This window comes from Streptomyces sp. NPDC042201 (assembly GCF_055582185.1).
Map to the genome: position 1 here is coordinate 411,498 of NZ_JBVJDS010000007.1, position 12,076 is coordinate 423,573.

Sequence of the window (12,076 nt, forward strand, 5' to 3'; positions counted from 1 at the left end):
GTGATGGCCGGCACCAGTGGCTTCTCGGTCTCCCGATACGGTCCGGAACGCGGCACATGGGCCCGGCTCGCGGCCCGCGACTCGATGGTGCGCAGGCTCGACTGGCCGATGCTCTTCTCGGCGGTGGCCCTGTCGGTCATCGGCTCCCTGCTGGTCTGGTCCGCGACCCGTAACCGCACCCAGCTGAACCAGGGCGACCCGTACTACTTCCTCTTCCGTCACCTCCTCAACACCGGCATCGGGTTCGCCCTGATGATCGGCACGATCTGGCTCGGGCACCGCACCCTGCGCGGCGCCGTGCCGGTGCTGTACGGCTTCTCCGTCGTGCTCGTCCTGCTGGTCCTCACCCCGCTCGGCGCCACCATCAACGGCGCGCACGCCTGGATCGTGGTCGGCGGCGGCTTCTCGCTCCAGCCGTCCGAGTTCGTGAAGGTCACGATCATCCTGGGCATGGCGATGATGCTGGCCGCCCGGGTGGACGCCGGGGACCAGCTCCATCCGGACCATCGGACGGTCGCCAAATCCCTGGGCCTGGCCGTCATCCCGATGCTGATCGTCATGGCGATGCCGGACCTCGGCTCGGTGATGGTCATGGTGGTGATCGTGCTCGGCGTGCTGCTCGCCTCCGGCGCCTCCAACCGCTGGGTCTTCGGCCTGATCGGCGCCGGGGTGATCGGAGCCGTCACGGTCGCGGCGCTCGGGGTCCTGGACGAGTACCAGATCAACCGCTTCGCGGCCTTCGCCAACCCGGAGCTCGACCCGGCAGGTGTCGGCTACAACACCAACCAGGCGCGTATCGCCATCGGCTCCGGCGGTCTCAGCGGCACCGGGCTGTTCAAGGGCTCGCAGACCACCGGGCAGTTCGTGCCGGAACAGCAGACCGACTTCGTCTTCACGGTCGCGGGCGAGGAGCTGGGCTTCCTCGGCGCGGGGCTGATCCTGCTGCTGCTCGGCGTCGTCCTGTGGCGGGCCTGCCGGATCGCGCGCGAGACGACCGAGCTGTACGGCACCATCGTCGCCGCGGGGATCATCGCCTGGTTCGCGTTCCAGTCCTTCGAGAACATCGGGATGACACTCGGCATCATGCCGGTGGCGGGACTGCCGCTGCCCTTCGTGTCGTACGGCGGTACCTCCATGTTCGCGGTCTGGATCGCCGTCGGACTGCTCCAGTCGATCCGTGTGCAGCGGCCGCTCGCGGCCTGAGGTCATCCTGCGGTCATATCGTCGGGCCGCCGTCATCCGGCGGCCCGACGATGAGACGCCGCTCTTCCGAATCCGGCGGCCCGACGATTAGACACCGCCGTTCCGGTTAGATTCGGTACATGGCGGACACAAAGCGCGAGATCGAACGGAAGTACGAACTCCCTGAGTCCCTTGACGGTCCCCAGGCCGGTGACCGGACCTGGCTGGCCGCTCTGACGCAGGTCAGGGCAGTCTCGGCCGTCGTCCACCAGGGCGTGAGCGAACTCGACGCCGTCTACTACGACACCGCCGACCTGCGCCTCACCGCGGACTCCCGCACCCTGCGCCGCAGAACAGGCGGCGCGGACGCCGGCTGGCATCTCAAGTTCCCCGTCTCCACCGGCATCCGCGACGAGATCCAGGCACCGCTGGCCGAGACCGTCCCGCCCGAGCTGTCCGCACTGCTGCGCTCCCGTATCCGCCGCGCCGAGCTGATCCCCGTCGTCCGGCTGCGGACCGCCCGTGACGTCACCCATCTGCTCGACGCCGACGGCGCGCTGCTCGCCGAGGTGAGTGTCGACGCGGTCCGCGCGGTACGCCTCACCGCGCACCCCGCCACCGCCTCCTGGACCGAGGTCGAGGTGGAGCTCGCCGACGACGGCGACCCCGCCTTCCTGGACGCCGTGGAGAAGAAGCTGCGCAAGGCGGGCCTGCGCCCGGCGTCCGCGGCCTCGAAGCTGGCCAGGGCACTGGCCGAGACGGCGCCGGAAGGGGCCGGCGGCCCGCAGGCCGGGGAGACCGTGCCCGCGTCGGCCACCGAGCCCGCTCCGGCCACCGCCGGGGACCGTGTGCTGGCCTACCTGCGGACCCAGGCCGATGTGATCATCGCCCAGGACCCCGCCGTACGCCGCGACCTGCCCGACTCGGTGCACCAGCTGCGCGTCGCCACCCGCCGGATGCGCTCCGCCTTCCGTACGTACCGGCAGATCCTCGACAGGTCCGTCACCGACCCGATCGCCGAGGAGCTCAAGTGGCTCGCCGGGGAACTCGGCATCGACCGCGACCACGAAGTCCTCGACGAACGGCTCGGAGCCCGGCTCGACGCGGTGCCGGAAACCCTGCTCCTCGGGCCGGTGCGCGCCCGGCTGCGGATGTGGAGCGTCGCCCAGCGGGCCGGCTCCCGGAGCAGCACTCTCGCCGTACTCGACAGCGAGCGGTACCTGTCCCTTCTCGACACCCTCGACGCGCTGCTCGCGGAGCCGCCGCTGCGGCCGGCCGCGGCGGGACCGCCGGGGAAGGTGCTGCCCAAGGCGGTCCTTAAGGACTACGACCGGCTGGCGGGCCGGGTCGCCCACGCGCTGGCCCTTGCGCCCGGCGAGGAGCGCGATGTCGCCCTGCACAACGCCCGCAAGGCGGCCAAGCGCGCCCGGTACGCCGCCGAGGCCGTGCGGCCCGCGCTGGGCAAGCCCGCCCAGCGCCTCGCCAAGCGGATGAAGGCCGTACAGACCGTGCTCGGCGACCACCAGGACAGCGTGGTGGCCCGTGACGCCCTGCGGAGCCTCGCGATCCAGGCCCATGCGGCGGGCGAGTCCGCCTTCACCTGGGGGCTGCTGTACGGCAGGGAAGAGGCGCAGGCCGACCGCCGCGAGAAGGAGCTGCCGGAGGTCTGGGCGAAGGCGTCCGCCCGGAAATGGCGGGCGGCGCTGACCCGGTGACCACCGGGGTAGCCTGGGTGGTCACCCCTGTCAGCCCATGGAAGTGCGAGATGTCTGCCGAATCGGTCTTCCCGCAGCTCGAAGCCCTGCTCCCGCATGTGCAGAAGCCGATCCAATATGTCGGCGGTGAACTCAACTCCACGGTCAAGGAGTGGGACAGCACCGACGTCCGCTGGGCGCTCATGTACCCCGACGCGTACGAGGTCGGGCTGCCCAACCAGGGCGTCATGATCCTTTACGAGGTGCTCAACGAGCGCGAGGGCGTGCTCGCCGAGCGTACGTACAGCGTCTGGCCGGACCTCGAAGCGCTGATGCGCGAGCACCAGGTCCCGCAGTTCACCGTGGACTCGCACCGGCCGGTCTCGGCCTTCGACGTCTTCGGGCTGAGCTTCTCCACCGAGCTGGGCTACACCAACATGCTCACCGCCCTGGACCTGGCGGGCATCCCGCTGGCGGCCAGGGACCGTACGGTCGACCACCCCATCGTGCTCGCGGGCGGCCACGCCGCGTTCAACCCCGAGCCGATCGCGGAGTTCATCGACTGCGCGGTCATCGGCGACGGCGAGCAGGCCGTCCTGGAGATCACCGAGATCATCCGCGCCTGGAAGGCCGAGGGACGCCCCGGCGGCCGCGAGGAGGTCCTCTTCCGCCTCGCGAAGACCGGTGGCGTGTATGTGCCGGGCTTCTACGACGTGGAGTACCTCCCGGACGGCCGGATCGGCCGCGTCGTACCCAACAAGTCGGGCGTCCCGTGGCGGGTCTCCAAGCACACCGTCATGGACCTCGACGAGTGGCCGTACCCGAAGCAGCCGCTCGTGCCGCTCGCCGAGACAGTCCACGAGCGGATGTCCGTCGAGATCTTCCGCGGCTGTACCCGCGGCTGCCGGTTCTGCCAGGCCGGCATGATCACCCGCCCGGTCCGGGAGCGGAGCATCACCGGCATCGGCGACATGGTCGAGAAGGGACTGAAGGCGACCGGCTTCGAAGAGGTCGGCCTGCTCTCGCTCTCCTCCGCCGACCACAGCGAGATCGGCGACATCGCCAAGGGCCTCGCCGACCGGTACGAGGCGGACAAGGTCGGCCTGTCCCTCCCGTCCACCCGCGTCGACGCCTTCAATGTCGACCTCGCCAACGAGCTGACCAGGAACGGCCGCCGCTCCGGTCTGACCTTCGCCCCCGAGGGCGGCTCCGAGCGCCTGCGCAAGGTCATCAACAAGATGGTCTCGGAGGAGGACCTGATCCGTACGGTCTCCACGGCCTACGGCAACGGCTGGCGGCAGGTGAAGCTGTACTTCATGTGCGGCCTGCCCACCGAGACCGACGAGGACGTCCTCCAGATCGGCGACATGGCGGTCAAGGTCATCGCCGAGGGCCGCAAGGTGTCCGGGCAGAACGACATCCGCTGCACGGTGTCGATCGGCGGATTCGTGCCCAAGCCGCACACCCCGTTCCAGTGGGCCCCGCAGCTGAGCGCCGAGGAGACCGACGCCCGGCTGGAGAAGCTCCGCGACAAGATCCGCGGCGACAAGAAGTACGGCCGCTCGATCGGCTTCCGCTATCACGACGGCAAGCCCGGCATCGTCGAGGGCCTGCTCTCCCGCGGCGACCGCCGCATCGGCGCCGTCATCCGCGCCGTGTACGAGGATGGCGGCCGCTTCGACGGCTGGCGCGAGCACTTCTCGTACGACCGCTGGATGGCCTGCGCCGAGAAGACCCTGCCGGACTTCGGCGTGGACGTCGACTGGTACACGACACGCGAGCGCACGTACGAGGAGGTCCTGCCCTGGGACCACCTGGACTCCGGCCTCGACAAGGACTGGCTCTGGGACGACTGGCAGGACTCGCTCGACGAGACCGAGGTCGAGGACTGCCGCTGGACGCCGTGCTTCGACTGCGGCGTCTGCCCGCAGCTGGACACGCAGATCCAGATCGGCCCCACCGGCAAGAAGCTCCTGCCGCTGACGGTCGTGAAGGGCTCCTGACCTGTGGAGACAGGGGCAGAGCGGATGAGGCGGTAGGGCGGATCGCTAGCGCGCTCTCAGCGACTACTGAGACCGAAGCTCTGGAGAGTCTGGCTTCATTCGGGTGCTGCGAACCGGCCCTGGGCCTCGGAGAGCGGAGGCCCAGACCCCGCTACAAGCGGCCCGGAGTGTCGCGAGTGAGGACAGGTTCACCAGTGAAGTTGAGTGGGTCTGAGAGGAAGAAGTACGCGCCGCGATCGGCCAGCTGTCAGATGAGATGGGCGGTTACCGGCCGAGAGCGGTTGGCGCGGTTGCTGTACTTCGCTGCCGTACGGCCCCATGCCAGAGCCCGGGTTGGGGTGTTCACAGTACCCCTGACCAGGCATTCCAGAATGTGTACGAAGATCGCTTCGCACGCCGGCAGAGATCGTTTCCCACCCAGCCGGCGACCGACGCCTCCCGCTGTCAGACTCACCTGGACACGAGCGGCGCTCCCACGGCGAACACGTTGTCACAGGCATCACGGACGGTGTCGTCATGTGTGGCGATCACCACTGCACACCCGGCTCGGCTCATTTCCCTGAGCGAGTCCAGAACCATGGCTGTGTTGTCACGGTCCAGAGCAGCGGTCGGCTCGTCCGCGAGGACGAGCGTCGGCTACTGGACGATGAGACGGGCGAGGGCCACACGCTGTTGCTCGCCACCGCTGAGGCGGTGGACCGTCTCCTTGTGCCGCCCAGCCAGCCCGACGCGCTGCAGTGCTTCCGCGAGGGACGGGCCGACCTTGTCCCGGAGCGCACGACGTGGCTTCACCGCCACTTCCACGTTCTCCTCGACGGTGGCGTTCTCGATGAGAGCGTACCCCTGGAAGAGGTAGCCGAGGACATCCCTGCGAAACAGGCGGGCCTCGCGCCTGCCGAAACGCGTGATGTCTTTCCCCTCGTGGCGAATGGCCCCGGTGTTCGGTCTGTCAAGCAGCCCCAAGCAGTTCAGGAGGGTCGACTTTCCGGAACCGCTCGGACCGATGAGGGCGAGCATTTCGCCAGGACCGACTGTCAGGCTGACATCGCGCCACAGCGTTCGCTCGCCGAAACTCTTCGACAGTCCGTCGACGTCAATCACAATTGCACTCCGGCTGTATGGGGGTTGCTTCGGTTCTTGAGAAGTCACGCCTCGGAGGCGCCTTCCTTCACGATCCGGCGGTGGAGCGCCGATAGAGCCAGGAGGATCGCGGCGAGTTCGACCACGGCAAGGCAGGAGATGATACCCAGGTCTGCGAGTTCGACGCGCAACGGAGGGAAGGGGGCCGGCAGACCTGCCGCGGTAAACTCGGCGATCTCCCGGTTCTGCTGCCACACCTCGATAGGAATCCGTACCGCGAAGACGATCGCGATGGCTGCCTCCACCACAAGAATGAAGCGATGGGATGCGGCAAACGTCCAGCCACTGATGTGACGCACGAATATGGCCTGGGCGTTCTTCCTCGTGTAGACGATGCAGATTCCAACCCCCGCGACCAGGAGGACCGCCACCGCGAGGGCTAGGTTGAACATCTGCAGCCGGAAGTCGCCGACCGCGTCCCTCAGCTCCGTTGCGATCCGCTGCCCGACCGGGGAGACGGACGACACGTAGTCCTCCAGCCCTTCCGATCCGATGGCGTTCAGGGCGTCGCCCGGGTCGGGAAAGACGACACCTTCCTGAGTTGCGAAGGTGGCGTAGGCGTCATTGGTGAGGAAGTCCGATCCGTTCGGGACTACGACCACGATCGGATCGCGCATCAGCGATCTGTCTTCGTTCGCAGGGTGTGCCGAGCTGTACACCAGGGCGCCGGTGTTATACCCGAAGAGTTGCTGCCCGTTCTTCGCGCCGAGCGCCTCAACGGGGACGCTCCGGCTGAGCCCTGGGTCGAGCTTCTGGGAGACGGCCTTGGTGATCGCTTCCGTGTGTGCGGCGTAAGACACGGGAATCATCACGCGCACGGGGCGGGGCTGGAAATTCTTTGAGTCGCCTGCTTCGGGAACGTAACGTCGGCCCTCCTGGTCGAGAACCGGCTGTTCCTGGACGTAGGTCTCGTTGACGATGAGGATCTCGCCTGCCGGCAGGTTTGCATCCGGTGCCGCCATCTGGAGATCCCCTCGGCCGGCTACGACGATCTCGCCTCGCGCATCCGCCGCCCGGAGCCACGGCCCGACCTTTCGGTCCAATTCGTCGAGTCGGGTTGCGAACCTACTACTGAGACGAATCGAGACGGCATCCCCCACGCTTCGGTAGACGTCGCGGTTCTCTTGCCGTTTGAGGACGTTCTGGCCAGCCATGACGACGCTCAACGCGATGCTCAGAGCGAGGAGGAGCGCCGGTACGCGGACCACGTAGAGGCTGATGCTCGCCGCTCGCGAGGGCAGTTCGCCCTTCAGGGACGAAAGGATTCCGACCCGGAAGACGAGCGCGAGCACCGCGGCATGGGAGCCGAGCACGGAGACGGTCAGCAGGGCGGCGATTCCCAGGGCGATCGAGGCGAACAGACCGAGTCTGGCCCAGCCGTTGTAGAGACCGAGAACACCGAGCGTCACCGCCACCACGCCCCCGCAGGAGACGAGCCAGAAGCCAGCTGTCTGCCTCAGATCGCGAATCAGGATGTCCGTGTAGGACATGCCCTGCAGGCGAAGGACAGCGTACGTCTTTGCTCGGAGCAACACACTCGCTCCGGTCAGGGTCACGACGGCAAGGGCCATGACGCCCAGGGACCAGGGCAGAGGATCGCCGGAGTAGTCGGTGGCCAGCGTCGCGTAGGACAGCGGGTACGCCACGTTCACACGGAGCCCGAGCTTGCCGAACTCGCCAACCAGGGCGTCGACGGCTTCCGGCGGCCCGAAGACGTGATAAGCGCCGCGAGGATCGAGGTGTTCGATCTCGGATATGGGATGGACACGGGTCTCGATGTTCTGGCTGAACGACGGGTAACCCTCGTCCAGCCACGCCCCTGTCGCCGATCCACGGTCTCCCGTGGCCAGGTACAGATGCCGGAGCCCCTCGGGGTTCCTCAGATCCGGCACCTCGCGGGCCACACCTACCCGGCCCTCGGCCGCGATCGACTCGACGACGTCCACGATACGTGCGGAACTCTCCGAGCCGTCGGAGTCGATCACGTCGACCAGAGCGACACTTCCCAGAACTCGGCTGTCGTCGAGCTCTCGCAGGAAGAGGAAGGCAAGGAGTGCGGAGAAGGCCAGTGTGACGACGTGAACGAACTTAATACCTCGCTGCAGCATTGCCCATCTTAATTTCTTAGTTTTAGGGAGCCATTCAAGTCAGATGAAACAAAGAGCGCGAGAAACGGCTGCGGGCAGCGGAACCGCATACCCGCAGCCGTCCTGGAGCCTTGGCTTACTCAGTGAAATCTACCGGCTGCACACTCTCACGATCTGAGCGCGGGCGGAATCAGCAGCTGGGGTCGTAGTACCAGCTGACCGAGCCACCGTTCTTGCCGCCGGACGCCAGCGCCCAGTTACCGGCGGAAGTACAGCCGCTTCGGAAGATGTTGGAGCCAATCTGCACCGAGGACGCGTGCTTGTTGGTCGGGTGGGTGTAGTTCGACCACGCGCTGTTCGCGCCCTGATCGTAGGTCCACCGGCCGCCGCCGACATCCACGGTTATGGCCATCGCCGGAGCGGCAGCTCCGAGAATCAGCGCCGCAGAGGCGAGCGTGGCCTTCAGAGCATTTCTCTTCTTCATGAACGATTCCCCTTACATGGTGATCGATTTACCGAGATGAGATCTTTGCCAATGACTCAACAATTCGTCAACCCCCATTAGTGTGGCGTGAAATCGTTGCCCCGTCGCGGAGTCCCGGCCCGCAACCACCCCCGTCCCCCACCTCGCCGCCCCTTGCAGGCAAGGAAGTTGACGCCGCCGGACCGTTCTGTGAGACTCCTCGCTCGGGGTATGGCGATCCTTTTCGGCGATTTCACGACCGCACTGCTGGTCTGCCCGTCACTCGGATTCATGCCGAGTACCACACCTTGCGAACGACTGCGTGGATTTGGCTGGCCGGGGGGCGACCGACTTTGACGGGATTCATCGATCTCCGCTCTCGGCGCGGTGTTTCCGTCTGGCTTATACCTTTCCTGTGGACTGTCGCGCTCGGCCTGTGGGGGCTGTCGCGAAAGGGCAGTGTGTGGCGGGACGAGGCCGCGACCTGGCAGGTCGCCCTCCGGCCCACCAGCGACATCACGCGCATGCTGGAGCACGTCGACGTCGTCCACGCCCTCTACTACCTGTTCATGCACGCGCTGTTCGAGTGCTTCGGCCCTTCGATCACCGTGTTACGGCTGCCCTCCGTGCTGGCGGTCGCGGCGGGAGCGGCATGTGTGGCGGAACTCGGTCGGCGGCTTTCCGGGAATCCGGTGGGCCTGGGCGCAGGCATGGCGTTCGGGCTGCTGCCCTCCGTGCAGTTCTACCTTCAGGAGGGTCGTCCGTACGCCCTGGTGGCGGCGGGTGCCGGGCTCTCGACACTGCTGCTCGTGGCGATGCTGCAGGGGCGACGGAACCGGTGGGGGTACTGGACCGCCTACGGCTGCACGGTCTTCGTGTGCGGCCTGCTGAACTGGCTTTCGTTGCTGATACTGCCCGCGCACCTGGCGACCCTGGCGTGGGCACGAGCGACGCGCGGGACGTGGGTTTGTTGGCACGCGTCATCCGTGGCGGCAACAGCAGCCGTTACGCCACTGATCCTCTTCAGCCGTACCCAGTCCGGGCAGGTGTCCTGGATCCCGCCGCTGACCTGGCACATGCTGATCGGGCCGGCGGTCCTGCTTGTGATCGCCGGCGTCGGGACCCTGCTGGACGGGCCCCGGGCGGGGCGGCTCTCGGCAGCGGCCGTCGGGCTGCCCCTGCTCGCGGTCCCGCAGCTCGGTCTCGTCGGGCTCTCGCTGTTCAAGCCGCTTTTCGTGGATCGGTACGTGCTGTTCAGCCTGCTGGGCTTGGCTCTGATGATTGGTGTCCTTCTCGGCGCGCTGGTGGGGGCGGTACAGCGGCGGTCGTGGAGCGCCGCGCGCTGGGTCCTTCCCTTCGCGGTCGCCGTCGCTTCGCTCGTCCTGCTTCCGCAGGCGCTCGCGAAGCGCTCGCCGCAGAGCCGCGTGGACGACGTCCTGGCAGCCGCGGCGCAGGTGGAGCGGTTGAAGAAGTCCGGGGACGCCGTGTTGTTCGTCCCGGCAGCGCGGCGGGACACCAGGCTGGTCTCCCCGCACGCGTTCACGGGCCTGCAGGACATCGCCCTGGAGGAGACGCCGGAACGTTCCGGAACGCTGAAGGGAGTGGAGTGGGATGCCGCGCGCATCCGGACTGAGTTACTCGCCCGGCAGCGCATCGTTCTCGTCACCGACGCGGAAGACGTGGCGAAGTCAGCCAGTTCAGCGCGGGACCGGGCCAAGATTTCCACGCTTCGGGAGTACTTCCGGCCGGTGGCCGATGAGCAGGTCCGCGGCCGGAGAGTGACCGTGTACGAGAGGCGTACGCCCGGCCGACCGTCGGGACCTCGGGCCTGAGGGCCGTGCGTGATTCGGTGGCAGCGGGCGTGGCTCCTCCGGGCCCTGACCGGCCTTACCTCCCCGTGCCGTTCGGCATAGGGCGACATCCGCCGGCCGATCTCTGACCAGTCCGCGTCGCAGCCACACATCACGATCACCCGCCCCGGGCAATGGGGCCCCGGTTTGCATGCCTCGGCAAAAGCCACACGCCTACGCAGCAATCTGCCAGACTCGATCCGCCGCCATCCACCACGCCGAACGGGCATCGAACGCCTCCCGAAACGACGAAGATCCCGCCCGATCTCGCGATCGGACGGGATCTCGTCAACGTTCCTGAGTCAACTCAAGGACAGCCGCAGAGCCTGGGCGAGGGAGTCGAAGGTGTCAGCTACCTGCCGCAGGTGGTCCTGGCCGCGGAGACCTACCGTCTTGCCGTTGTCGCGGTATGTCCCGACGGCGACCGTGGTGTTGCGGTCCTGTGCGTGGGCGTGGACGAGCAGCTTGCCTGGCGGAGGAGCCTCAGACCCCTGATTCTGTGGGACGTATGTGGGACGGACACCCGTAGAATGCCGGTTTTAGCCGGTGTCAGCCGGAACCACCCCGCGCCACTTTTGCGCGGATCTCGACCTGAGACGCGAAAGCACCACTTGACGCCGTCGTCACGCTCAGAGGGCCGTCGGCAGGCATCGACGACCACGTGGCAGCGGCACCCGGTGATGAAGAAATAGACGCCAGGCACCGCAGGGTCTACCGCTACGGTGCCTGGGAGGTCGATACGGGCCAGAGCCTGGCGCCCGTAGTGCCTGCCAAATCGCAGCACCTCCCAGCTCGGGAGCGTTAGGGCGTGTATAGAAAGCGGATCTCGAGCGTTGGATGATTCTGGTTCCTGGCGCGGGGAGATCTCACAGACGAGCAGTGGGTTGTGCTGGAGCCGTTGTTGCCGAGGGGCCGGAAGCCCGGCCGGCCCCGAGTGTGGTCGTGGCGGCAGCCCCAGAGCCGGAAGGGCTTCTCGCTCACGCGGCAGCCGCCTTCTTGCCCGCCTCAGCCCCAGCGGGGACGAGAAGTTCCAAAGCGTAAGCGCGGTAGGCGACACCGTCCGAGAGCGAGCCGTTGAAGATCCGCGCCCACGGAGAGTGGCGAACAGCTCCACCGGACGCACCGGCACACCGAGCTTGAGACCGTCCGGCAGAAGAACCTTGTTTCGAAGCACGACACTATCGACCTGTCCACGACGGCCGGAAAAGATCATGGTCACGATCATCGGCGGCGTGGCCGAGATTGAGGCGGCCAACACCAGTACCCGTGTGACAAGCCTGTGGGACTACACCAAGACGCGGGGGGAGTGGCTTGTCGGCAATCCCCCGTATGGATACGAGACCGCAGAGGACGAGGACGGCAAGGTTGTCCTGGTCATCGACGCGGCGGCGTACCAAGGCACTGCACTGGGCGCGACGTATGGCGGTCCGAGGGGTGCCAACGTCGCGCATGGTGACGCGGATCAAACGGTCCAAGCTCATGAGCGACGGTCTCACTACCAGCACGCTGCTGCGGCGCCTCCGCAACCCCGGACTGAAGGGCCTTCGCGTAGCAGAGGACTAAGACCGTGTCCTATGTGGGGGTGGCTCGTTGGGCTGTGCATGGGGCGGGGTATGTGGAGTTGGATTGTTCCGGATGGGCTGTGGGAGATCGCGAA

7 protein-coding genes and 1 pseudogene are annotated in these 12,076 nt (G+C 67.2%); 5 read left to right on the forward strand and 3 right to left on the reverse strand.

What is annotated here, in order from left to right:
* Positions 1 to 3 precede the first annotated feature (3 nt).
* The 3 genes from rodA to ACZ6MZ_RS20010 all read left to right on the forward strand — a co-directional run bounded on the left by rodA (position 4) and on the right by ACZ6MZ_RS20010 (position 4,879).
* Positions 4 to 1,203, forward strand: a complete 1,200-nt coding sequence (gene rodA, locus ACZ6MZ_RS20000; RefSeq protein WP_389792472.1) for a rod shape-determining protein RodA — start codon at positions 4 to 6, stop codon at positions 1,201 to 1,203.
* A gap of 119 nt (positions 1,204 to 1,322) precedes the next feature.
* Positions 1,323 to 2,897 (forward strand): CYTH and CHAD domain-containing protein, encoded by a 1,575-nt coding sequence (locus ACZ6MZ_RS20005; RefSeq protein ID WP_469353322.1) that lies wholly within the window; start codon positions 1,323 to 1,325, stop codon positions 2,895 to 2,897.
* Between the two features lie 50 nt (positions 2,898 to 2,947).
* The gene (locus tag ACZ6MZ_RS20010; RefSeq protein ID WP_384192239.1) at positions 2,948 to 4,879 is read left to right on the forward strand and encodes a TIGR03960 family B12-binding radical SAM protein; all 1,932 of its coding nucleotides are present in this window, start codon (positions 2,948 to 2,950) and stop codon (positions 4,877 to 4,879) included.
* 636 nt (positions 4,880 to 5,515) lie between these two features.
* Here ACZ6MZ_RS20010 and ACZ6MZ_RS20015 read toward each other — a convergent pair.
* The 3 genes from ACZ6MZ_RS20015 to ACZ6MZ_RS20025 form a co-directional block, all read right to left on the reverse strand.
* Positions 5,516 to 5,980, reverse strand: a complete 465-nt coding sequence (locus tag ACZ6MZ_RS20015) for an ABC transporter ATP-binding protein (protein WP_469353324.1) — start codon at positions 5,978 to 5,980, stop codon at positions 5,516 to 5,518.
* Positions 5,981 to 6,024: 44 nt separating this feature from the next.
* Positions 6,025 to 8,127, reverse strand: coding sequence for a hypothetical protein (locus tag ACZ6MZ_RS20020; protein ID WP_469353326.1), 2,103 nt, complete (start codon positions 8,125 to 8,127; stop codon positions 6,025 to 6,027).
* 169 nt (positions 8,128 to 8,296) lie between these two features.
* Positions 8,297 to 8,590, reverse strand: a complete 294-nt coding sequence (locus ACZ6MZ_RS20025; protein WP_384192230.1) for a lactococcin 972 family bacteriocin — start codon at positions 8,588 to 8,590, stop codon at positions 8,297 to 8,299.
* A 332-nt stretch (positions 8,591 to 8,922) separates the two neighbouring features.
* Between ACZ6MZ_RS20025 and ACZ6MZ_RS20030 the strand changes: the two genes are divergently transcribed.
* Positions 8,923 to 10,401 (forward strand): glycosyltransferase family 39 protein, encoded by a 1,479-nt coding sequence (locus ACZ6MZ_RS20030; protein WP_469353328.1) that lies wholly within the window; start codon positions 8,923 to 8,925, stop codon positions 10,399 to 10,401.
* A 1,165-nt stretch (positions 10,402 to 11,566) separates the two neighbouring features.
* A pseudogene (locus tag ACZ6MZ_RS20035) lies at positions 11,567 to 11,979 on the forward strand (recombinase family protein); the annotation flags it as partial.
* Between the last annotated feature and the right edge of the window lie 97 nt (positions 11,980 to 12,076).